This window comes from Pseudomonas sp. DR48, assembly GCF_019823085.1.
Classification (GTDB): domain Bacteria; phylum Pseudomonadota; class Gammaproteobacteria; order Pseudomonadales; family Pseudomonadaceae; genus Aquipseudomonas.
Map to the genome: position 1 here is coordinate 1552051 of NZ_CP081946.1, position 21404 is coordinate 1573454.

The following is a 21404-nucleotide window of genomic DNA, read 5'->3' on the forward strand; positions in this document are numbered from 1 at the left end:
CCGGATCCGCGGAATTATCCAGAGACGACGTGAAAAAAACGGCAAATGGCGGATGACCCTTCCGCTGCCAGACCTGAGACCACAAGAAACAATGTGGGAGCGAGCCCGCTCCCACACAGGGTTTGCGGTGTTTCGGTTAGCGCACGCTGCTGGTGAAGCGGCTGGCGCCCGGCAATTCCAGCACGATGTCATCACCAACATTCAGCGGACCGACGCCCACCGGGGTGCCCGTCAGGATCACATCACCGGCCTGCAGCGAGAAGCAGCCGGCCATGTACTGGATCATCGGAACGATCGGATTGAGCATGTCTTTGCTGTTGCCATCCTGGCGCACTTCACCATTGATGGTCAGGCGGATGCCGATGTCGGTCAGGTCGGCAAAGGTGCTGCCGGCCACGAACGGCGCAATCACTGCCGCACCGTCGAAGGACTTGGCGATTTCCCATGGCAAGCCTTTGGATTTCAGCTCGGCCTGCTTGTCGCGCAGGGTCAGGTCCAGGGCCGGGGCAAAACCGGAAATCGCATCCAGCACTTCTTCACGGCTTGGCTTGGTCGACAGAGGCTTGCCGATCAACACGGCAATTTCCGCTTCGTAATGCACCGAACCGCGCTCGGTCGGAATGCTGAAACTGCCTTCCAGCGGCACCACGCAACTGCCCGGCTTGATGAACAGCAACGGCTCGGTAGGCACTGGGTTGTCCAGTTCCTTGGCGTGTTCGGCGTAGTTGCGGCCGATACAAACCACTTTCCCTAGCGGGAAATGAATACGCGTGCCGTCGACATACTGGTGCTGATAGCTCATTGACCGACTCCTGGTTCGTAGCGCTTAAGTTCGAAAGTCAAACAGCGAAAATCTTGCCCGGGTTCATGATGCCATTCGGGTCGAACACCGCCTTGACCGCTTTCATGTACTCGATCTCGACCGGCGAGCGGCTGTAGGTCAGGTAATCCCGCTTGGTCATGCCCACGCCGTGTTCGGCGGATATCGAACCGTTGTACTTCTCGACGGTTTCGAACACCCACTTGTTCACGGTGGCGCACTTGGCGAAGAACTCGTCCTTGCTCAGGTTATCCGGCTTGAGGATGTTCAAGTGCAGGTTGCCGTCGCCGATGTGACCGAACCAGACGATTTCGAAATCCGGATAGTGTTCACCGACGATCGCGTCGATTTCCTTCAGGAACGCCGGGACTTTCGATACGGTGACCGAAATGTCGTTCTTGTACGGCGTCCAATGGGAAATGGTTTCGGAGATGTATTCGCGCAGCTTCCACAGGTTCTGCAGTTGGGTTTCGCTCTGGCTCATCACGCCGTCCAGCACCCAGCCCTGCTCAACGCAGTGTTCGAAGGTTTCCAGGGCGTGGTTGGCCACTTCTTCGGTGGTCGCTTCGAATTCCAGCAGCGCGTAGAACGGGCAATCGGTTTCGAATGGCGCCGGCACATCACCGCGCGCCATGACCTTGGCCAGGGCTTTATCGGAGAAGAATTCGAAGGCGGTCAGGTCGAGCTTGCTCTGGAAGGCGTGCAGTACCGGCATGATCGAGTCGAAATCAGTGGTGCCAAGCACCATCGCGGTGAGATTTTTCGGGGCACGGTCCAGGCGCATGGTCGCTTCGACCACAAAACCGAGGGTGCCTTCAGCGCCGATGAACAGCTGACGCATGTCGTAGCCGGTGGCGTTCTTGATCAGGTCGCGGTTCAGTTCGAGCAGATCGCCCTTGCCGGTGACGACCTTCATGCCTGCCACCCAGTTGCGGGTCATGCCGTAGCGAATCACCTTGATCCCGCCGGCATTGGTGCCGATATTGCCGCCAATCTGGCTGGAACCCGCCGAAGCGAAGTCCACCGGGTAATACAGGCCTTTCTCTTCGGCGACGTTCTGCAAGTGTTCGGTGACCACGCCTGGCTGGCAGACCGCGGTGCGGTCGGTCATGTTCACTTCGAGAATCTGGTTCATGTAGTCGAAGGACACAACGACTTCGCCATTGGCGGCGACCGCCGCGGCGGAAAGCCCGGTGCGACCACCGGATGGCACCAGCGCCACCTTGTGTTCATTGGCCCAGCGCACAATGGCCTGGACCTGCTCGGTGGTCTTGGGGAACACAATGGCAGTCGGGGCCGGGGCGAAATGCTTGGTCCAATCCTTACCGTAAGCATTCAGGGAGTCGGCATCGGTCAGCACCTTGCCAGGCTCAACCAGGGTCTTCAGCTCTTCAATCAAGGCAGGATTGGTCATCGACAGAACTCTCGAACAATTCATGGTCATCCTGAGAACGCTTCACGTCGCAGGAATGAGTGTTTAGCGGGGTGCATATGCTAGCATACCGACCCCGCAGCATAGTGCCCAACGGCCTTCTGCGGCGACGGCATTCTTGCCGTCCGGGTCAGCGTCTGCTGGCTTCCTGCCATTTTTCTCCGGGATACAGGTTTACGCAGATGAGCAAGACTTCTCTCGATAAGAGCAAGATCAAGTTCCTTCTTCTCGAAGGCGTCCACCAATCGGCTGTCGACGTCCTCAAGGCGGCGGGCTACACCAGCATCGAGTACCTTACAGGTTCTCTGCCGGAAGCCCAGCTCAAGGAAAAGATCGCTGATGCGCACTTCATCGGCATTCGCTCCCGCACTCAACTGACCGAAGAAATCTTCGATCACGCGAAGAAACTGGTCGCTGTCGGCTGTTTCTGCATCGGCACCAACCAGGTCGACCTGAACGCTGCTCGCGAACGCGGTATCGCGGTGTTCAACGCGCCGTACTCCAACACTCGCTCCGTTGCCGAGCTGGTGCTGGCCGAAGCGATCCTGTTGCTGCGCGGCATCCCTGAGAAGAACGCTTCCTGCCACCGTGGCGGCTGGATCAAGAGCGCTGCCAACTCCTTCGAAATCCGCGGCAAGAAGCTGGGCATCGTCGGTTACGGTTCGATCGGTACTCAATTGTCGGTCCTGGCTGAAGGCCTGGGCATGCAGGTGTATTTCTACGACACCGTGACCAAGCTGCCACTGGGTAACGCCACCCAGGTCGGCAACCTGCACGAACTGCTGGGCATGTCCGACATCGTCACCCTGCACGTTCCGGAAACCGCTGCGACCCAGTGGATGATCGGCGAGAAGGAAATCCGCGCCATCAAGAAGGGCGGCATCCTGATCAACGCCGCGCGCGGCACCGTGGTCGAACTGGACGCCCTGGCGGACGCGATCAAGGACAAGCACCTGATCGGCGCGGCCATCGACGTGTTCCCGGTGGAGCCTCGCTCCAACGACGAAGAGTTCGAAAGCCCGCTGCGTGGCCTGGACAACGTGATCCTGACCCCGCACATCGGCGGCTCCACCGCTGAGGCGCAAGCCAACATCGGTCTGGAAGTGGCGGAAAAGCTGGTCAAGTACAGCGACAACGGTACCTCGGTATCGTCGGTAAACTTCCCGGAAGTGGCCCTGCCGGCTCACCCTGGCAAGCACCGTCTGCTGCACATCCACGAGAACATCCCGGGTGTGATGAGCGAGATCAACAAGGTCTTCGCCGAAAACGGTATCAACATCTCCGGTCAGTTCCTGCAGACCAACGAGAAAGTCGGCTACGTGGTAATCGACGTCGACGCCGAGTACTCGGAAATGGCGCAAGAGAAGCTGCAGCACATCAACGGCACCATCCGTTGCCGTGTGTTGTTCTGATAGCGACTTGAGCGACAAAAAAAGGGAGCCTTAGGGCTCCCTTTTTCATGTTCTTGTTCGGAACAATCGTAAATTTATCTAAACTAGGCAGAATCTAATCACCAGCATCAGAAAACTGGAAATTTCCCAAATAATAGATGTTATTTATCGCCCCCCGAAAGGTTAATAATGTTTAGTAACATCAATCAAAAGTATATTTTCCCTCGACCATGAATATAGGTTCTCTCCAATTAGCCCCCCTCACAATTCCGCCCCCACTAAATTCTACATAACCAGCATCACGCATATTTCTCACGAGGTTCAACAGCCCCATATTGTCTCCCACATGCGCCCATCCAGCCATATTGTAAAATCTGTCCAGTTGAGGAAGCGAGATACCTAACTCAGGCTTCGTGAAAAATAGAATCACCTCTTCGGGCTCTTCGTTGAGCACAATTTCTTTTATGACACCCATTATTTTACTCCGCCCAGTTGTTTGTACATTTTTTCCCGCTGCTTTTCATCCGCCTCTAAAGCATCAGGTGTGTAGAGCAATTCAGAAGCATCCTTGAGTTTGTAGTCTTCCAAAGTCGCCGCGTGGGTATTATTCCAAGTAGCACCTTCATCATTCGGCCTTACGCCATCCACCACACCTAATATTCTGAAACGCTCAAGCTCTCTCAACTCATGAGTATAGAAACGTTTGTCGGTAGCCGTGACTACTAATTTACCCTCAAGTATCCTTTCCAAGCGATCAACCATGATTGCATTGGCATCAGAAGGTTCGAAGCGGCCCGTATGCAATTTGACAAGATCAATACCCGCTTTCGTGACGCTAGTATTGGTCCAATCCAGAACCAGGATTGGGCCTCCAGCCTGGGCAGGATTAAACAATCGGCCGCTGTACTTCCCTCTAGTGGTAGCCCCTTCATAAGGGCTATTGAAAACAATGTAAATCGGCGCTAGGCCGCTGCTGATCGGAAAGCAGTAAATACAATCCCTGAAATCCGGTAACTCGGACGCAGGCAATGGTTCGGGCTGCACGAGTAGTGGCAACAGCTCAACGCCACTGTAACGCGGCACTTCCACGGGTCTGGCAGGTGAAGTTGTCGAACTGTTACCCCAGTGGATAATTGGAAAACTGAGGGTGATGGGCGGTGTGTCGGCGGAGGTGAAACTGTAGCTGTTCGTCTTCTGGTCGAACTCCAGCGCACGAACTGGTACCGCTGGCGAAACGCTTCCTCCCTTCGGTGTTGCAACGAGCGTGTATTGGCCAAGGTCACCATAAATCCGATAGGGAAGATCGATGGTTCCTTCGACAGCGGCGATTTCATTCAGGTTAGTCGGTGCACCTGGCAAGACTGCACTACCCGATAATTTGAGAACCGTTTGAGGATATCGCTCGCCGTTACCCAGAGCGGGTGAATAGAGCAAAGTGCCGATCCCGATCGCCGTCGCTCGACTGAGAAGTGCTTCTCCCAAACCGGTCAACAACAGAGTGCCTTTACGGATCGCTGCCTCGAAGGTCCAACCTTCCGCGTTTTGGAGAGTGGCGGCCCCCGCCACAGTTACCACCTGTGCGGATTGACTAAAGGTTAAATTGAAGCTGTAGGCAGTTTCACCTCTAGCCAAGGCAGAATGGATCGCAGCATCTATTGCTGGCGAAGCGTCCTCTAAAATTGAAACAGCTTCGGCAAGGATTCGTTTAACGTAGGCGGCTGTCAGCGATCTCAGAAAATTTTCGTAATAGCCTCGGCGTTCTTCCTCGTCTTCTGCCGTATCCAAACTAGCGGCGAATGCCTCGGCATTTTCCATACTGTCCAATGACAATAAATCTATGCCAGCAAATATATTCGCCTCATACCAGCTTCTATTCATCTTGATTTGTTGCAGAAGCTCGACAATAACCACTTTCTTTTTTAAAGTGCCCTCCAGATCATTAAATGGATGGGTGTCAACAGCTGAACTTAAGCGCTCCTCTATTTCACTTCGCACACTCGCCGTGCTATTCGAAAAAACGCTTCCTATCTGATCTTGCACCGAATGCCCTATGGCTACCAACTTTGAGTATGTGTCGCGCTCTCTATCGATAGTTTCAATACGGTAAGCCACAGCGACTTCAGGGAGAGTTCCGTCCCAGCTTAGAGCACTGTCTAAACCTGAAATATATTCTGGATATTTCTTGTGTTCGTTGAGCAGACCGCTCGACGATTTCAAAGGCGGAGGAAAAGCGATAGATTTTTGCATGCAGCATCCCTTGCAATAAATTGAATTCCCTTTGGTAAAAACACCTAAGTTATGCCGCAACAACGGCACCCTATCAACAGTAAAATTTTTACTGCATATTCCGTGATTAAAAATTACGTAAAATTCAATACAACTACTATCTATGGTAAAAAGTCTTACATCAAAAAATCCGATTTCCGGCAGAAATTCTTTGGTGGATTCTGCAGACCAACGAGAAAGTCGGCTACGTGGTAATCGACGTCGACGCCGAGTACTCGGAAATGGCACAAGAGAAGCTGCAGCACATCAACGGCACCATCCGTTGCCGTGTGTTGTTCTGATAGCGACTTGAGCGAAAAAAAAAGGAGCCCTTCGGGGCTCCTTTTTCATAGGCGCTACACTGTCACTTTACGTTGACGGTGATCTGCTTCGACACGATTGGCGGATCGAACGGCATGTGGCCGCTGTCGCCCAACTCCAGCTGCAAGGTGTGCTTGCCCGGGGCCAATTTGATTTCAGCCTGGGTCTGCGCCTTGCCGAAGTGCATGTGGTTGGCATCATTCGGAATCGGCGCGCCGGCGGCAGGCATTTTGTCGACATCGATCAGCAGATGGTGGTGACCGGTGTTCTTGGTCACATCACCGGCCGGAGCCAGCGAGACATCCTTGACACCGAATTTGACGGTGAAGTTTTCCGGGACAGTGGCGCCGTCTTCGGGAGATACGATGAACACTTCCGCACCTTTCGGCGCCGGAGTCGCAGCGCTGGCCAGCACCGACACACCCATCAACAGGCCAGCCAATGCTGCTCGTGACATAAACGTTTTCATTCTCTTCTCCAGTTTTTCCGTAAAATCGGCGTGGCCATGACAACTTCACGGCCATTTGTTGTCGAAGGCACTCGACAACCATAGCAAAGCGAGCCTGACTCAGAGCATCGCAATAAATGTATTCAAAGGAGTGACCATGCGCTTTTTGCCTGGCCTGATCTGCCTGCTACCCCTCTTGAGCCCTTTGGCTCATGCCGAACTGATTGACGATGTAAACGACCGTGGCGAACTGCGCATTGCCCTTGAGGCTAATACACCGCCGTTCAATTTCAAGGACGACGGCAAACTCACGGGCTTCGAAGTCGAACTGGGCCAACTACTGGCCAGCGAGCTCGATGTGCGAACCGACTTCGTCGTGACTGACTCCAGCGACCTGTTGTCCGGTGTTGAAACCGGCAAGTACGACATCGCCATCAACCACATAGAAATGACCCCGGATTTGAAGGATCGTTTCGACTTCACCGAACCTTACATTCGCACCCATGCGCAATTGATCGCGCAGAAAGACGACACACCGCGTTCAATTCTGCTGGTGCAGTCGCTGACGGAAGAAAAGCCCAAAGCCGCCCCGGCCGTGAGCCTGGCGATTCCGTTTCAGAAGGGTAACCCGGCGTTCCACGCCAGCCTGGAAAACGCCTTGCAGCGGATCAAGACGGATGGGCGACTGCAGAAGCTGGAGCAGAAATGGTTTGGAGCCGAGGCGGGCGAGGAGTCCAAACCATAAGACGCTGTAAATCTAATGTGGGAGCGGGCTTGCTCGCGAATGCGGTGTGTCAGTTGATAGAGATGTCGACTGACACACCGCATTCGCGAGCAAGCCCGCTCCCACAGGGGTTCTATGCAGGACGTCAGGTCAGGGCTGCCAGGGCATCCGCCGCTTCGGCCAGCTCCAGTTCACTGAACACTTGAACGCCATTGCGCTTGAGCAACGCTGCCGTCACCCCTTCGCCACTGACTTTCACGCCGCTGAACGTCCCGTCATACGTGAACAGATTCCCGCAGGACGGGCTGTTGGCCTTGAGCACCGCGATGCGGATGCCGTGCTTTTGCACCAGCTCCAGCGCCTGATAAGCCCCGGATAGAAACGCCGCACTGACATCCTCGCCCGCGGTCGTGATCACCGACGCATGGCCATCGAGCACTTCGGCGCCCTGCCCGCCGGGGATTTCCGCTGCCGCTCTGGGGGTCGGCAAGCCTCCCGCGACTTCCGGGCACAACGGCACGACGCGACCTTCGTCGAGCCACTGTTGAAGCTGATCAAACGGCCCGCTCGCCCCGCCGTCGTAACGTACGCGGTGGCCCAACAGGCAGCGGCTTACCAGAATTTTCTGCATGCTCAGAACGGCTCGTTACCACGGCGCCGGAACCAGCCCGTCAATGACAGGCGATCCCGGGTCGCGGGCAGGACTTCATGGGGCACCTCGCCCGACAGAAACACCACCAGGCATCCGCCGGTGGGCACCACATCGTGTTCGACGCCTCCCTCGAGGTACATGCGCAACTGGCCACCGTGCTCGGGCAACCAGGCGTCATTAAGGTAGATCACCGCTGACACCATGCGCCGATCGTCATCGCGGAAACGGTCGACATGCTTGAGGTAGAAGGCGCCGGGCGGGTACAGCGCGAAATGGCTTTCGAAGTCTTCCAGTCCCAGGAACAACCCGCGATTCATCGCCTCGCGCAGACTGTCCATCAAGCTCAGATAACGGTCGCAAGCCTCATTCTCACCGGGTTCAAGCCACTGAATATGGTCGCCGCGAATCCCCTCGCGAATCTCCGACGTCGGCCCGCGCCCGACGGCCGCCGGGGCCAATTCGCCTTCGGCTGCACGTTTATGGCACTCAGCCGCCAACACTCGGGTCAGATCCAGAGGCAGGAAGATATTCTGCTGCGACCAGCCGCGTTCGGCCAGGTCGTCGACGATACGTAACAGCAGCGGGTGATCAGAGGATATTTGCATGGCGCGCATAGTATTCCTGTGCCTGCAAATCCGACAGAGCCGCGCAGCGGAGGATTTGTCGGATTACTGATACGAATTCTCGACAAGTACGAAAGCCGCACGGAGAATAGTCGCCTGCTGACAGGAGTCCCTATGCGCCGTTTGCTTTTTTCACTGCTGATACTCTGTGTTTTGCCCGCATGGGCAGACGGCCACGACCAGTTGTACAAGGTCGCCGGTTGGCCAGATCAGCGCGCGCATTTCAACGACGCGCTCTCGGCGGCGCAGCAGCGCTACCAGAACAGCCTGCCACCGGCGGTGTTTCAGGCCCTGGTCAACAACAGCAATCAGCGTTTCGCTCCTCAGGCTGTGGATCAACGCGCCGAAGCACAATTGCGCAAAAGCCTCACCGATCCGAAACCCGCGCTGACCTTCTTTCAATCCCCCTTGGGCAAAAAAATCGTCGCCGCCGAACTGCTGGCGACGCGCCGCGATCAGCTGGCGAAAAATGCCAAGGGGTTACCCAAGATTCAAGCCAGTGACAGCCGCACACTGATCATCGGCCATCTGGCCCAGGCCCTGCCCGCCCGCGAGGCCGGTGCCGAGGTCAGCCTGGCGATCGCCGGCGTTGCGGCGGACAGCCTCAGCTCGATGATTCCCGGTTTGCTCGGCAATGGTCAGGCGCAAGGCATGCTCAATGGTCAGCGCCAGCGCTTGATGGACCAGATCGGCGCAGACCTGAACAACACGCTGCTGTATGTCTATCGCGATCTGTCGGATGAAGAACTGGAAGAGTTCGCCACGTTTGCCGAGTCCGCCGAGGGCAAGGCTTATTATCAGGCAGCGTTGGCGGCGATTCGGGCAGGGCTGGCGGTGGGACAGGAGACTTCGAGTCTTTCCCAGTAATCTTCGGTGCCTGATAGATCGCTATCGCGAGCAAGCCCGCTCCCACAGTTGACCGAGTTATCCAGACGTACTCGGTCTAATGTGGGAGCGAGCTTGCTCGCGATGAGGCCCTGACAGTCGCTAAATATTTCGCCCTTTGATCCGCTTGCTCAAAAACCCGAAATACTCCTCCCGCAACGCCAGCGTCTCATTCGCCAGATGATGCCGCGCCTGCGGCAGCATCAGCACCTGCGGCCGATCGAACTTGGCCTTCAACACCTCAAGGTTATGCTCCCAGTCCACCGTCATGTCCGATTGCCCCTGCACGATCAATGGACGTCGCGGACTGTTTGGTGCGGCTTCGATGCGTTTGATCCACCGCGCCAGTGCACCGACCCAGGCAGTCGGCAGTCGTAACGGCTGCAACGGATCGGCTTGCAGGAACGGCAAGAAGTCAGGGTCGTTGGAGTTCTCGCTGAAGCGTCGGGCGATCGCTTTGACGAAGGGTTTGAGCAGGTAATAGCTGAGCTGCGACCAGCCCCAGGCGCGCGGCCGAACCAGCGGCGAGAGCAAAATCAACTGCCCTTGGGCCGGGCTGCTTGCCCCCTGATTCAGCACATGATCGATCACGATCGCCCCGCCGGTACTTTGCCCGCACAAGTGCCACGGCTGCGGCAAATCGAGGGCCACGGCGTCGGTAAACAACCCTTGCAGGGTGTGCTGATACTCGGCGAAATCCTTGATGCTGGCTCGCTCGCCACTGGACAAACCATGGCCGGGCAAGTCGCAGGCAATCACCGCAAAGCCTTGATCCAGTGCCCACTCGATCACATGCCGATAGAGTCCGGTGTGATCGTAGAAGCCGTGGAACAGAAACAGCGTCGCCTTCGCTTGCTCGGGCCACCAGACCTGGCTGACCACTTGATAGCCATCGACCTCGAAACGCCCAAGCCCGCGACGCAGCGTTCGCCCGGCGAATTCCAGCCCGTAAAACCGCTGGTACGCCAGGGCTTCTGCCGAAAGCGGCTGCCACTCGGCCAATGGCCGCAAGCTGGCGCGCAGATGATCGGGGTCGAAAGTGGCAGGCATGTACGATTCCAGACGCTAAACAGACTTTATGGGCCTGCGATATTCATCTGTCGCGGCAAGCATGGCAAGCTAGCCGACCTTCGAGGATTGAAACCCATGCGTCCGGCCTATCGCACCACACTGCTTGCCAGCCTGCTCGCCCTCGTGTGTGCTGGCGTGTTGTGGGCTGCGTATGACTGGTTTCAGGGTCGCTACCTGCGCGCGTTCAGTTCACACACCGCCGTGTTTTCAGGCGATCCGCTGCGCCTGCCCGACGAGCTCGCCGGCCCCGGCCCCATCCGCCTGGTGCATTTTTGGGATCCTGCCTGCCCGTGCAATGTCGGCAACCAGCAACACCTGACCGAACTGGTTGAGCAGTATGCGTCGCGCGGCGTCGAGTTTTATTCGGTACAAAAGCCCGGCAGCCATGGTCAGTTGCCCAGCACCCTGAGCCGCCTGAAAACCATCAGCGTACTCCCGGGTTCCGAACAGATCCCCGCAAGCCCTGCGGTGGCGATCTGGGACCGCAGCGGCAAACTGGCGTATTTCGGCCCGTACAGCGAAGGCCTGACCTGCAATTCGAACAACAGCTTTATCGAACCCATTCTGCAAGCACTGAGCGAAGGTCGCACGGTAGGCGCGACCCATACGCTGGCCGTCGGCTGCTACTGCCCTTGGCAAGCGGATGTGAAGTAAGGCATTCCTGACTTTTCCAGGACCGCGATGCCCGGCACAGGAGGTCTGTGCTACATGTTGCAGCCCACGACGGCGGCAATCCCGAAGAACAAGGAGTCTCCATGAAACGCGTCCTGACCGTACTTGTATTGCTGATCGTCACGCTCGCCATCGGAGTTGGCGGGTACGTGTACATCAAGCAGCCGACGCGCCAGGGCCAAGTGGAACTTCAACGCCTGCAAGGTTCGGTGACGGTGCGCTACGACGAGCGCGGCGTGCCGCACATCCGTGCCGAAAACGAAACCGATCTTTACCGCACCCTCGGCTACGTGCAGGCCCAGGACCGGTTGTTCCAGATGGAAGCCATGCGCCGCCTCGCCCGGGGCGAACTGGCCGAAGTGCTCGGCCCGAAACTGCTGGACACCGACAAACTGTTCCGCAGCCTGCGCATTCGTGAACGCGCCGAAAGCTATGTGGCCGCCCTGGATCGTCAGTCACCGGCGTGGAAGGCGCTGGAAGCCTATCTGGATGGCATCAATCAATATCAGGACACTCACACGGCGCCCATCGAGTTCGACGTGCTGGGCATCCACAAGCGTCCTTTCACGGCGCAAGACAGCATCAGTGTTGCCGGCTACATGGCGTACAGCTTTGCCGCTGCGTTTCGCACCGAACCGTTGCTGACCTACGTGCGCGATCAACTGGGCGCCGAGTACCTGAACATTTTTGACCTCGACTGGCAGCCCAAAGGCGTGCTGGCCAAGACCCGCCCAGCTGCCGCCCCGGCGCTTGCCGCCAATGACTGGAAAGACCTGAACGCCCTCGCCCGCCTGAGTGAACAGGCATTGGCCGAGAACGGCTTGCCGCAATTCGAAGGCAGCAACGCCTGGGTGATTTCCGGCAATCGCAGCAAAAGCGGCAAACCGCTGCTGGCCGGGGATCCGCACATTCGCTTCTCGGTGCCGTCGGTGTGGTACGAAGCTCAATTGTCGGCGCCGGGCTTTGAGCTATACGGTCATCATCAGGCGCTGGTGCCGTTCGCTTTTCTCGGCCACAACCTGGATTTCGGCTGGAGCCTGACCATGTTCCAGAACGATGACCTCGACCTGATCGCCGAGAAGATCAACCCGGACAACCCGAACCAGGTCTGGTATCGCGGCAATTGGGTGGACATGGTCAACACCGAGCAACAGATCGCGGTGAAAGGCCAGGCACCGGTCACGCTGACACTGCGCCAGTCACCCCACGGCCCGATCATCAATGACGTGCTCGGCACTGCCGCTGGCAAGACACCGATCGCCATGTGGTGGGCGTTCCTTGAAACACCCAATCCGATCCTCGACGGCTTCTACCAGCTCAACCGCGCCGACACCCTGGCCAAGGCGCGCGCCGCAGCGGCCAAGGTTCAGGCGCCGGGGTTGAACATCGTCTATGCCAACGCCAAGGGCGATATTGGCTGGTGGGCCTCGGCGCTGCTGCCCAAACGTGCAGCCGGAGTGAAGCCCGGGTTCATTCTCGACGGCAGCACCAGTCAGGCTGACAAGGAAGGTTTCTACCCGTTCAGCGCCAACCCTCAGGAAGAGAATCCGGCGCGTGGCTATATCGTTTCGGCCAACTTCCAGCCTGTGTCGCCGACCGGCATGGAGATTCCCGGTTACTACAACCTCGCCGATCGCGGCCAGCAACTCAATCGCCAGCTCGGCGACAAGAACGTGAAGTGGGACAACGACGCCAACCAGAAACTGCAACTGGGCACCACCACCGCCTATGGCCCTCGCTTGTTGGCGCCGTTGTTGCCGGTACTGCGTGAAGTGGTGAGCGATCCGGCCGAACTCAAACTGGTCGAGCAACTGGCCCGGTGGCAAGGCGATTACCCGCTGGAGTCCACCAGCGCCACGCTGTTCAACCAGTTCCTGTTCAATCTGGCCGATGCGACGATGCACGACGAACTGGGCAACGATTTTTTCGAAACCCTGCTCTCGACCCGAGTGATTGATGCCGCGTTGCCGCGGCTGGCGGCCAACCCCGATTCACCGTGGTGGGACAACCGCAACACCCTCGGCAAGGAAACCCGTGCTGATACGGTCAAGGTCGCGTGGCAAGCGAGCATTGCCCATCTCAAGACCGTCCTGGGACCTGACTTCACGCAATGGCAATGGGGCAAGGCGCACACCCTGACCCATGGTCACCCGCTGGGGACGCAAAAGCCGCTGGAGCGGATTTTCAACGTCGGCCCGTTCGCGGCGCCCGGCACCCACGAAGTGCCGAACAACCTATCGGCCAAGATCGGACCGGCGCCATGGCCGGTGACGTACGGACCGTCAACACGGCGCCTGGTCGACTTTGCCGATCCGGCCCACAGCCTGACCATCAACCCGGTCGGCCAGAGCGGCGTACCGTTCGACAGCCACTATGAGGATCAGGCCGAGGCGTATGTCGAAGGGATTTACTACCAGGCGCATTTCAATGAAGAAGAAGTCACGGCCAATACGCGCAGTACGTTGAAGTTTTTGCCGGCGCGGGCGGCACCTTAGATTTTTGTTGACTGGGCTGACCCCATCGCGGGCAAGCCCGCTCCCACAGGGATTGCGTTGCAACTGTGGGAGCGGGCTTGCTCGCGATGAGGGACTCAAGAACAACGCAAATACCTGCTCAAACCATCGCCGCAAAGTTCTGCCTGAACTGCTGCGGCGTCACCCCAAGCCTGCGATTGAACACGCTGCGCATGTGCTGGGCGTCGCGAAATCCGCATTGGTACGCCACGGTTTTCAGCGGTGAGCGGGTGCTTTCAAGCAGCACCCGCGCCGCATCCACCCTCGCCCGCTCGACGAACTCCGCCGGGGTGACTTTCGCTTCCTTGGCGAACACCCTGGAAAAGTTGCGGGCGCTCATGTTGGCCGCGTTCGCCAGATCGGCGATGGTCAGGTCGCCAGTGAGGTTGGCCAGCACATAAAGCTGAACCAGCGCCACCGCCGAGGTCGGCTCGGCGTGCGGCGTGAGAAACGGGCTGAACTGCGATTGCCCACCCGAACGCTGGGTAAACACCACCAGGCGCTTGGCCACGCTCAAGGCCACTTCCGGTCCGTAGTCTTGAGCCAGCAGATACAACGACAAATCGATCCCGGCCGTGACCCCGGCCGATGTGTACAGCTCGCCGTCCTGCACGTACAGCCGATCGGCGTCCACCTGCGTCGACGGGCATAACGCGGCCAATGCTGGCGCATCATTCCAATGCGTGGTGACGGTTCGCCCCTCAAGCAACCCGGCGCGGGCAAGCAAGAACGCACCGTTGCAGATCGAACCAAAGCGCCGCGCAGCCCCACACGCATCGCGCAACCAGACATCGAACGCCACGCCGAAATTCGTGAACGGTAACTGCGGGCCGCCGGCCACCAGCAGCAAGTCATAAGCCTGCAGCGCTTCGCTGAAATGTCGATGGGCATTGAGCGACAGACCGTTGGAACACGGCATCACTCCGTGCTCGACACCGATCACCTCCAACCGGTAATGGTCTTGCGGCTCAAGGAAGCGATTGGCCTCGCTAAACACATCCATGGGACCGGTGACGTCCAGCGACTGGACGCCCGCGAACACCACGATGGCAACCGTTTTACTCATGGCAGGAAACGTCCTCAAGGGTGGATGCCGCAATGACGGCAAACACAAAACCTGTGGGAGCGAGCCTGCTCGCGAAGAGGCCGCGTCAGTCGAAAGAGATGTCGACTGATACAGCGCTTTCGCGAGCAAGCTCGCTCCCACAGGGACCGCAATTACTTTCCAACCCTAGCCAATCCGTGCGCAACAAGCGAGGTTGGCGCGATATGCATGCTCATTGGCCGGGATCGCAGCCATGGATCGATTGTCCGGTCCGGGGGCCCGGAACAGACTTGTTCCATCAGCGCCGCCACGGCGTTCCCCACGAGGAAAGCACCTATGAGCAGCACCATCGCCGGTATCCAAATCCCCGACAGCGCCTTAGCCAGGGCCACCACTGAATACATTCGCGACGCAGAGCCTGACCTGCTTTACCACCATTCACGCCGGGTGTTTCTGTTCGGCGCCTTGAGCGGCGAGCGCAAGCAATTGGCCTACGATCCGGAGTTGTTGTACGTCGGCGCGATGTTCCATGACCTGGGCCTGGTGGAAGGCCATCGCACTGACGACGAGCGTTTCGAAGTCGACAGCGCCAACGCCGCCAAGGCATTTCTCAAGCCGTATGGTTTGTCCGACGACGATATCGAGCAGGTGTGGCTGTCGATCGCGCTGCACACGACACCGGGCGTGCCGCAGCACTTGCGGCCTAACGTTGCGCTGGTGACTGCCGGCGTCGAGATGGATGTGTTGGGCATCGACTACGCGGCGTTCCCCACTGCACAGCGTGAGGCGGTGGTGCATGCGCATCCACGGGGAGAGGGTTTCAAGGAATGCATCCTGTGTGCGTTCGCCAACGGCTTCAAGCACAAACCGGACACCACGTTCGGCACCGTGAATGCCGACGTGCTGGTGGACAGCGAGCCGGGGTTCAAGCCGATGAACTTCGTCGAGATCATCCGCAAATCGCCTTGGGTTTCCTAAAACAAATGTGGGAGCGAGCTTGCTCGCGATGAGGCCATGTCAGTCGACAAAGATGTTGACTGATAGACCGCTATCGCGAGCAGGCTCGCTCCCACATTGGATCGGGTTGGCCACGTAATTGTGGCCAACCTTTATGCCGCTTCTGGTGCCGGGGCGCGGCGCACGTCCGGTTGTTTCCAGGAGTCGGCAGCGCCTTCTTCGATCGCTTGCTGGATTGCACGCTTGCGACTTTCTTCGGCACGGCGGCTGAAGAACCAGACCAGGAACGTCATCATCGAAACCGCCAGCAGAATCAGGCTGGCCACGGCGTTGATCTCGGGTTTCACGCCCAGGCGCACCGCCGAGAACACTTCCATCGGCAAGGTCGTCGAGCCAGGGCCCGACACGAAGCTGGCCAACACCAGGTCATCCAGCGACAGGGCAAAAGACATCATGCCGCCGGCGCCCAGGGATGGCGCGATCATCGGGATGGTGATCAGGAAGAACACCTTCCACGGCCGCGCACCGAGGTCCATGGCCGCTTCTTCGATGGACAGGTCCAGCTCACGCAAGCGCGCCGATACCACCACCGCGACATACGCCGCACAGAAGGTGGTGTGGGCGATCCAGATGGTGACGATGCCGCGTTCCTGCGGCCAACCGATCATCTGCGCCATGGCCACAAACAACAGCAACAGCGACAGACCGGTGATCACTTCGGGCATCACCAATGGCGCTGTCACCAGTCCACCGAACAGCGTGCGACCCTTGAAGCGAGTGATTCGCGTCAGGACAAACGCCGCCAAGGTACCCAGCACCACCGCTGCTACCGCCGTGTAGCAGGCGATTTCCAGCGAGCGCACCACCGAGCCCATCAGCTGGGTGTTGTCCATCAAGCCGACGTACCACTTGATCGACCAGCCGCCCCATACCGTTACCAGTTTGGAGGCGTTGAACGAGTAGATCACCAGGATCAGCATCGGTGCGTAGATGAACAGCAGACCCAACACCAGCATCAAGCTTGAGAAACGAAAGCGCTTCATTCTTTGCCCTCCATTTCTTTGGCCTGACTACGGTTGAACAGGATGATCGGCACAATCAGGATCGCCAGCATTACCACCGCCAGGGCAGACGCCACCGGCCAGTCACGGTTGTTGAAGAACTCTTGCCAGAGCACTTTACCGATCATCAGGGTTTCCGGACCGCCCAGCAGTTCCGGGATCACGAACTCACCCACGACCGGAATGAACACCAGCATGCAACCGGCGACGATGCCGTTCTTGGACAGCGGAATGGTGATTTTCCAGAAGCTGTTGAACGTACTCGAACCCAGGTCCGACGCGGCTTCCAGCAAGCTGGCATCGTGTTTCACCAGGTTGGCGTAGAGCGGCAGGATCATGAATGGCAGGTACGAATAAACGACGCCGATGTACACCGCAAGGTTGGTGTTGAGGATCTGCAGCGGCTCGTTGATCCAGCCCATGCTCATCAGGAAACCATTGAGCAGACCGTTGTTGCTGAGGATGCCCATCCACGCATAGACGCGGATCAGGATCGCGGTCCAGGTCGGCATCATGATCAGCAGCACCAGCACCGTTTGCAGCTCTTTACGGGCACTGGCGATGGCGTAGGCCATCGGGTAGCCGATCAGCAAACAGAGGACGGTGCTGATCAGCGCCATCTTCAACGAGCCAAGGTAAGCGGCGATGTACAACTCGTCGCCGGCCAGCATCGCGTAGTTGCTCAGGTTGAGCAGCAACTGCAGCTTCTGTTCGGCATAGCTGTAGATTTCGGTATACGGCGGAATGGCCACGTCGGCTTCGGCGAAGCTGATCTTCAGAACGATGAAGAACGGCAACATGAAGAACATGAACAGCCACAGGAATGGAACCCCGATGACCATCTGACGGCCACCGGGAATTATTCGATTGAAACGGCGTTTCAATTTGCGCATGTTCATGAGCGAAGTACCACCCCGCTATCGTCTTCCCAATACACGTACACCTGGTCACCCCAGGTTGGGCGCTGGCCACGGCGCTCGGCGTTGGCGACGAAAGACTGGACGATCTTGCCGCTCGGCAGTTCGACGTAGAACACCGAGTGGCCACCGAGGTAGGCGATGTCATGCACCTTGCCGCTGGACCAGTTGTATTCGCAAGTCGGCATGGTCGGCGTCACCAGCAGTTTTTCCGGACGGATCGCGTAGGTCACGGATTTGTCCTGCACCGAGGTGCTGATGCCGTGGCCGACGTAGATCTGGCGATCCAGGTCCTTGCAAGTGATGGTCGCGTGGCCTTCGGCGTCGTCAATCACTTCACCGTCGAAGATGTTGACGTTGCCGATGAATTCACAGACCAGGCGGCTGGTCGGGGTTTCGTAGATGTCGATCGGGCTGCCGATCTGCGCGATCCAGCCCAGGTGCATGATCGCGATGCGCTCGGCCATGGTCATGGCCTCTTCCTGGTCGTGGGTCACCATGACGCAGGTTACGCCGACGCGCTCGATGATCTCGACCAGTTCGAGCTGCATTTGCGAACGCAGCTTCTTGTCCAGTGCACCCATCGGTTCGTCGAGCAGCAACAGCTTCGGACGCTTGGCCAGGGAGCGCGCCAGGGCGACACGCTGACGCTGGCCACCGGAAAGCTGGTGCGGCTTGCGCTTGGCGTATTGCGTCATCTGAACCAGCTTGAGCATGTCCGCGACACGGGCATCGACTTCAGCGGCGGGGATTTTGTCCTGCTTGAGGCCGAAGGCGATGTTCTGCGCCACGGTCATGTGCGGGAACAACGCATAGGACTGAAACATCATGTTGATCGGCCGCTCGTAGGGCGGCATGTCGGTGATGTCTACGCCATCGAGGAAAATACGCCCCTCCGTAGGCCGTTCGAAGCCTGCGAGCATGCGCAGCAACGTGGATTTGCCCGATCCCGAACCGCCGAGCAGGGCGAAAATCTCGCCTTTCTTGATTTCCAGGGACACATCGTCCACGGCAATCGTCTCGTCGAACTTCTTCGTGACCCGGTCGATTTTGACCAACACCTGTTTAGGTGTCTGGTCGCCCTCGAGGGCTTTCTTATAGGCGCCGGAGGCAACTGCCATTTACGAAACTCCCAACAAATTTGCAGTTCGCTCAAGGTGAGCCAACCTTGGATAATTTGAGCCTTGCAGCTATTTACCCGACTTGACCTTGGTCCAGCTGCGGGTCATCAAACGTTGAATGTTTGGTGGTAACTCGACTGACACGTAGGTCTTGTCGAGGATTGCTTGCGGTGGATAAACCGACTCGTCAGTGCGGATGGACTGTTCCATCAATTTGTCCGAGCCGGGGTTGGGGTTCGCATAGCCAACAGAATCACTGACCTGTGCGATCACCTCGGGTTTCAACAAGTAGTTGATGAAGGCGTGGGCTTCCTTGACGTTGGCCGCATCCTTGGGGATCGCCAGCATGTCGAACCAGAGCGCGCCGCCCTCTTTGGGAATGGAGTAGGCGATGTTCATGCCTTTGCCGGCCTCAGTCGCCCGGGCCTTGGCCTGAAACATGTCACCCGAGAAGCCGATCGCGATGCAGATATCGCCATTGGCCAGGTCCGCGATGTACTTGGACGAGTGGAAGTACGTCACGTAAGGCCGCACCGCCAGCAACTTGGCTTCGGCCTTTTTGTAGTCTTCGGGGTTGGTGCTGTTGGCGTTGAGGCCCATGTAGTTGAGGACCGTGGGCATCATTTCATCGGCCGAGTCGAGGAACGCCACGCCACAGCTTTGCAGTTTCTTGATGTTTTCCGGTTCGAACACCGCGCTCCAGGAGTCGATCTTGTCGACGCCCAATACCGCCTTGATCTTGTCGACGTTGTAACCGATGCCGTTGGTGCCCCACAGATATGGCACGGCGTACTGGTTACCCGGGTCGTTTTGCTCCAGTCGCTTGAGCAGCACCGGGTCGAGATTGGCATAGTTGCTCAGCTTCGACTTGTCGAGCTTCTGGAACGCGCCAGCCTTGATCTGCTTGCCAAGGAAGTGATTGGACGGCACGACCACGTCGTAACCAGTGCGCCCGGCCAGCAACTTGCCTTCCAGGGTTTCGTTAGAGTCGAAAACGTCATAAACCGGCTTGATGCCGGATTCTTTCTGGAAGTCGGCCAGGGTCGTCGAACCGATGTAGTCCGACCAATTATAAATATGCACGGTACTTGCGGCCTGGACGCTGACAGCCAGTGTCAGTCCGGCGCCGACCAGCACGGCATTGCGCAACAAAGAAAAAACAGGCAAGTGGAGGTCCTCTAAAATTAGTTGGGCCCAAGTTGCCCCGCGTTACATGACAGTCATGGCTGCCCAGCAACAAAACCGGCGCGCAACTTACCCTCGAAAAACCGTTCCAGCAAAACTTTCTGTCATTTAATTACACCTGCTGCCGTCACCGCGCAGGCGAAGACAGCAGGTTATTGCCTCAAACCGGCTTATTTACCCGATTTGATCTTGGTCCAGCTGCGCGTCAGGATCCGCTGGGTCGCGGCCGGCAAGTCGGCAATCGCGTACAGCTTGGCCTGCACGTCCGCCGGCGGGTAGATGCCCGGGTCGCTGGTGATGTCTTTATTGACCAGTGCGGTGGCGGCGGCGTTACCGTTCGGGAAGCGCACGGCGTTGGTGATCGCAGCCATGACTTCCGGCTTCTGCAGGTAGGTCATGAACTTGTAGGCGCCTTCGACGTTTTCGGCATCTTTAGGGATGGCGACCATGTCGTAGAAGCTGCCTGCACCTTCTTTCGGAATGTTGTAGCTGACTTTCACCTTGTCACCGGCTTCAGCGGCACGGGATTTGGCCTGATAGACGTCACCCGAATAACCGACTGCGACGCAAATGTTGCCGTTGGCCAGGTCGGAGATGTACTTGGAGGAGTGGAAGTAAGCGATCGAAGGACGGACTTTCAGCAGCAGCGCTTCAGCCTTGTCGATGTCTTCTTTCTTCTGGGTGTCGGTTGGCAGGCCCAGGTAGTGCAGCGCCGCCGGGATCATCTCGGTTGGCGAATCCAGCAGGCTGATACCGCAAGACTTCAGTTTGGCGGCGTTTTCAGGCTTGAAGATCAGGTCCCAGGAGTTGGTTGGAGCATCGGCACCCAATGCAGCCTTGACCTTCTCGGCGTTGAAGCCGATACCGATCGAACCCCACATGTAAGGGAAGGCGTGTTCGTTGCCCGGGTCGCTCACCGATACCGCTTTGAGCAGGTCAGGGTTCAGGTTCTTCCAGTTAGGCAGTTTGGACTTGTCCAGCTTCTGGTAAACGCCGGCCTTGATCTGCTTGGCCAGGAAGTTGTTCGACGGTACGACGATGTCGTAACCGGACTTGCCTGCCAGCAACTTGGCTTCCAGAGTTTCGTTGCTGTCAAAAACGTCGTACACCACCTTGATCCCGGACTCTTTTTCAAAGTTCGCGATGGTGTCCGGTGCAATATAGTCGGACCAGTTGTACACGTGCAGGACCTTGTCGTCCGCCTGCACCGCGCCCGCCATCATGCCCATCAGGGACATGGCGAGGAGAGTCTTGCCAGCAAACTTTTTGCCTAATGCCTTCATTCGTAATGCTCCAAATTT

Annotated in this window: 20 protein-coding genes and 1 pseudogene; 7 read left to right on the forward strand and 14 right to left on the reverse strand. The window is 57.9% G+C overall.

What is annotated here, in order from left to right:
• Positions 1-136 precede the first annotated feature (136 nt).
• Positions 137-802, reverse strand: coding sequence for a fumarylacetoacetate hydrolase family protein (locus K5K95_RS07155; RefSeq protein ID WP_222588893.1), 666 nt, complete (start codon positions 800-802; stop codon positions 137-139).
• Between the two features lie 37 nt (positions 803-839).
• Positions 840-2234 carry an FAD-binding oxidoreductase gene (locus K5K95_RS07160; protein ID WP_090178428.1) on the reverse strand — a complete coding sequence of 465 codons (1395 nt, stop codon included), beginning with the start codon at positions 2232-2234 and terminating at the stop codon, positions 840-842.
• A gap of 200 nt (positions 2235-2434) precedes the next feature.
• Here K5K95_RS07160 and serA point away from each other — a divergent pair, with 200 nt between their 5' ends.
• Positions 2435-3664 carry a phosphoglycerate dehydrogenase gene (serA, locus tag K5K95_RS07165; RefSeq protein ID WP_222588894.1) on the forward strand — a complete coding sequence of 410 codons (1230 nt, stop codon included), beginning with the start codon at positions 2435-2437 and terminating at the stop codon, positions 3662-3664.
• A gap of 181 nt (positions 3665-3845) precedes the next feature.
• Here the strand turns inward: serA and K5K95_RS07170 are convergent, their stop codons facing one another.
• Together K5K95_RS07170 and K5K95_RS07175 are read right to left on the reverse strand one after the other, a co-directional pair.
• Positions 3846-4118, reverse strand: coding sequence for a hypothetical protein (locus K5K95_RS07170; RefSeq protein WP_222588895.1), 273 nt, complete (start codon positions 4116-4118; stop codon positions 3846-3848).
• Positions 4118-5890: an S-type pyocin domain-containing protein gene (locus tag K5K95_RS07175; RefSeq protein WP_222588896.1), complete on the reverse strand. Its 1773-nt coding sequence runs from the start codon at positions 5888-5890 to the stop codon at positions 4118-4120. The genes K5K95_RS07170 and K5K95_RS07175 overlap by 1 nt, the downstream gene beginning before the upstream one ends.
• A gap of 200 nt (positions 5891-6090) precedes the next feature.
• Here K5K95_RS07175 and K5K95_RS33520 point away from each other — a divergent pair.
• A pseudogene (locus K5K95_RS33520) lies at positions 6091-6210 on the forward strand (hypothetical protein); the annotation flags it as partial.
• A gap of 62 nt (positions 6211-6272) precedes the next feature.
• On the opposite strand, the gene K5K95_RS07180 reads toward K5K95_RS33520, so the two are convergent.
• Positions 6273-6698: a DUF4399 domain-containing protein gene (locus tag K5K95_RS07180; protein WP_222588897.1), complete on the reverse strand. Its 426-nt coding sequence runs from the start codon at positions 6696-6698 to the stop codon at positions 6273-6275.
• Between the two features lie 136 nt (positions 6699-6834).
• Between K5K95_RS07180 and K5K95_RS07185 the strand changes: the two genes are divergently transcribed.
• Entirely contained in the window at positions 6835-7422 is a 588-nt protein-coding gene (locus K5K95_RS07185; RefSeq protein WP_222588898.1) for a transporter substrate-binding domain-containing protein, read from the forward strand.
• Between the two features lie 124 nt (positions 7423-7546).
• On the opposite strand, the gene K5K95_RS07190 is transcribed toward K5K95_RS07185, so the two are convergent.
• Together K5K95_RS07190 and K5K95_RS07195 are read right to left on the reverse strand one after the other, a co-directional pair.
• Positions 7547-8032, reverse strand: a complete 486-nt coding sequence (locus tag K5K95_RS07190; RefSeq protein ID WP_222588899.1) for a DUF523 domain-containing protein — start codon at positions 8030-8032, stop codon at positions 7547-7549.
• Positions 8033-8034: 2 nt separating this feature from the next.
• Positions 8035-8667, reverse strand: a complete 633-nt coding sequence (locus K5K95_RS07195; protein ID WP_222588900.1) for a 2OG-Fe(II) oxygenase — start codon at positions 8665-8667, stop codon at positions 8035-8037.
• Between the two features lie 123 nt (positions 8668-8790).
• Between K5K95_RS07195 and K5K95_RS07200 the strand changes: the two genes are divergently transcribed.
• The gene (locus tag K5K95_RS07200; RefSeq protein ID WP_222588901.1) at positions 8791-9543 is read left to right on the forward strand and encodes a DUF2059 domain-containing protein; all 753 of its coding nucleotides are present in this window, start codon (positions 8791-8793) and stop codon (positions 9541-9543) included.
• A 120-nt stretch (positions 9544-9663) separates the two neighbouring features.
• On the opposite strand, the gene K5K95_RS07205 is transcribed toward K5K95_RS07200, so the two are convergent.
• Entirely contained in the window at positions 9664-10611 is a 948-nt protein-coding gene (locus K5K95_RS07205) for an alpha/beta hydrolase (protein WP_222588902.1), read from the reverse strand.
• A 96-nt stretch (positions 10612-10707) separates the two neighbouring features.
• Here K5K95_RS07205 and K5K95_RS07210 point away from each other — a divergent pair, with 96 nt between their 5' ends.
• A complete protein-coding gene (locus K5K95_RS07210; protein WP_222588903.1) occupies positions 10708-11286 on the forward strand; it encodes a DUF6436 domain-containing protein in 579 nt (192 codons plus the stop codon).
• 101 nt (positions 11287-11387) lie between these two features.
• A complete protein-coding gene (locus K5K95_RS07215; protein ID WP_222588904.1) occupies positions 11388-13799 on the forward strand; it encodes a penicillin acylase family protein in 2412 nt (803 codons plus the stop codon).
• 118 nt (positions 13800-13917) lie between these two features.
• On the opposite strand, the gene K5K95_RS07220 is transcribed toward K5K95_RS07215, so the two are convergent.
• On the reverse strand, positions 13918-14883 hold the full coding sequence (locus tag K5K95_RS07220; RefSeq protein ID WP_222588905.1) for a GlxA family transcriptional regulator: 966 nt from the start codon (positions 14881-14883) through the stop codon (positions 13918-13920).
• Positions 14884-15198: 315 nt separating this feature from the next.
• On the opposite strand from K5K95_RS07220, the gene K5K95_RS07225 reads away from it, so the two are divergent.
• A complete protein-coding gene (locus tag K5K95_RS07225; protein WP_222588906.1) occupies positions 15199-15840 on the forward strand; it encodes an HD domain-containing protein in 642 nt (213 codons plus the stop codon).
• Between the two features lie 131 nt (positions 15841-15971).
• Here K5K95_RS07225 and K5K95_RS07230 read toward each other — a convergent pair whose 3' ends face one another.
• From K5K95_RS07230 to K5K95_RS07250, 5 genes are all read right to left on the reverse strand, one after another.
• Entirely contained in the window at positions 15972-16862 is an 891-nt protein-coding gene (locus K5K95_RS07230) for an ABC transporter permease subunit (protein ID WP_222588907.1), read from the reverse strand.
• Positions 16859-17740, reverse strand: coding sequence for an ABC transporter permease subunit (locus K5K95_RS07235; RefSeq protein ID WP_222590304.1), 882 nt, complete (start codon positions 17738-17740; stop codon positions 16859-16861). The genes K5K95_RS07230 and K5K95_RS07235 overlap by 4 nt, the downstream gene beginning before the upstream one ends.
• Before the next feature lie 35 nt (positions 17741-17775).
• The gene (locus K5K95_RS07240) at positions 17776-18918 is read right to left on the reverse strand and encodes an ABC transporter ATP-binding protein (RefSeq protein ID WP_208670983.1); all 1143 of its coding nucleotides are present in this window, start codon (positions 18916-18918) and stop codon (positions 17776-17778) included.
• 69 nt (positions 18919-18987) lie between these two features.
• A complete protein-coding gene (locus tag K5K95_RS07245) occupies positions 18988-20085 on the reverse strand; it encodes a polyamine ABC transporter substrate-binding protein (RefSeq protein WP_222588908.1) in 1098 nt (365 codons plus the stop codon).
• A gap of 188 nt (positions 20086-20273) precedes the next feature.
• A complete protein-coding gene (locus tag K5K95_RS07250) occupies positions 20274-21386 on the reverse strand; it encodes a polyamine ABC transporter substrate-binding protein (protein WP_222588909.1) in 1113 nt (370 codons plus the stop codon).
• Positions 21387-21404 lie beyond the last annotated feature (18 nt).

Bases quoted from the DNA above. Each gene is read 5' to 3' on its own strand.
- K5K95_RS07155 (WP_222588893.1), bottom strand. From the start codon at position 802: ATGAGCTATCAGCACCAGTATGTCGACGGCACGCGTATTCATTTCCCG.
- K5K95_RS07160 (WP_090178428.1), bottom strand. From the start codon at position 2,234: ATGACCAATCCTGCCTTGATTGAAGAGCTGAAGACCCTGGTTGAGCCT.
- serA (WP_222588894.1), top strand. From the start codon at position 2,435: ATGAGCAAGACTTCTCTCGATAAGAGCAAGATCAAGTTCCTTCTTCTC.
- K5K95_RS07170 (WP_222588895.1), bottom strand. From the start codon at position 4,118: ATGGGTGTCATAAAAGAAATTGTGCTCAACGAAGAGCCCGAAGAGGTG.
- K5K95_RS07175 (WP_222588896.1), bottom strand. From the start codon at position 5,890: ATGCAAAAATCTATCGCTTTTCCTCCGCCTTTGAAATCGTCGAGCGGT.
- K5K95_RS07180 (WP_222588897.1), bottom strand. From the start codon at position 6,698: ATGAAAACGTTTATGTCACGAGCAGCATTGGCTGGCCTGTTGATGGGT.
- K5K95_RS07185 (WP_222588898.1), top strand. From the start codon at position 6,835: ATGCGCTTTTTGCCTGGCCTGATCTGCCTGCTACCCCTCTTGAGCCCT.
- K5K95_RS07190 (WP_222588899.1), bottom strand. From the start codon at position 8,032: ATGCAGAAAATTCTGGTAAGCCGCTGCCTGTTGGGCCACCGCGTACGT.
- K5K95_RS07195 (WP_222588900.1), bottom strand. From the start codon at position 8,667: ATGCGCGCCATGCAAATATCCTCTGATCACCCGCTGCTGTTACGTATC.
- K5K95_RS07200 (WP_222588901.1), top strand. From the start codon at position 8,791: ATGCGCCGTTTGCTTTTTTCACTGCTGATACTCTGTGTTTTGCCCGCA.
- K5K95_RS07205 (WP_222588902.1), bottom strand. From the start codon at position 10,611: ATGCCTGCCACTTTCGACCCCGATCATCTGCGCGCCAGCTTGCGGCCA.
- K5K95_RS07210 (WP_222588903.1), top strand. From the start codon at position 10,708: ATGCGTCCGGCCTATCGCACCACACTGCTTGCCAGCCTGCTCGCCCTC.
- K5K95_RS07215 (WP_222588904.1), top strand. From the start codon at position 11,388: ATGAAACGCGTCCTGACCGTACTTGTATTGCTGATCGTCACGCTCGCC.
- K5K95_RS07220 (WP_222588905.1), bottom strand. From the start codon at position 14,883: ATGAGTAAAACGGTTGCCATCGTGGTGTTCGCGGGCGTCCAGTCGCTG.
- K5K95_RS07225 (WP_222588906.1), top strand. From the start codon at position 15,199: ATGAGCAGCACCATCGCCGGTATCCAAATCCCCGACAGCGCCTTAGCC.
- K5K95_RS07230 (WP_222588907.1), bottom strand. From the start codon at position 16,862: ATGAAGCGCTTTCGTTTCTCAAGCTTGATGCTGGTGTTGGGTCTGCTG.
- K5K95_RS07240 (WP_208670983.1), bottom strand. From the start codon at position 18,918: ATGGCAGTTGCCTCCGGCGCCTATAAGAAAGCCCTCGAGGGCGACCAG.
- K5K95_RS07250 (WP_222588909.1), bottom strand. From the start codon at position 21,386: ATGAAGGCATTAGGCAAAAAGTTTGCTGGCAAGACTCTCCTCGCCATG.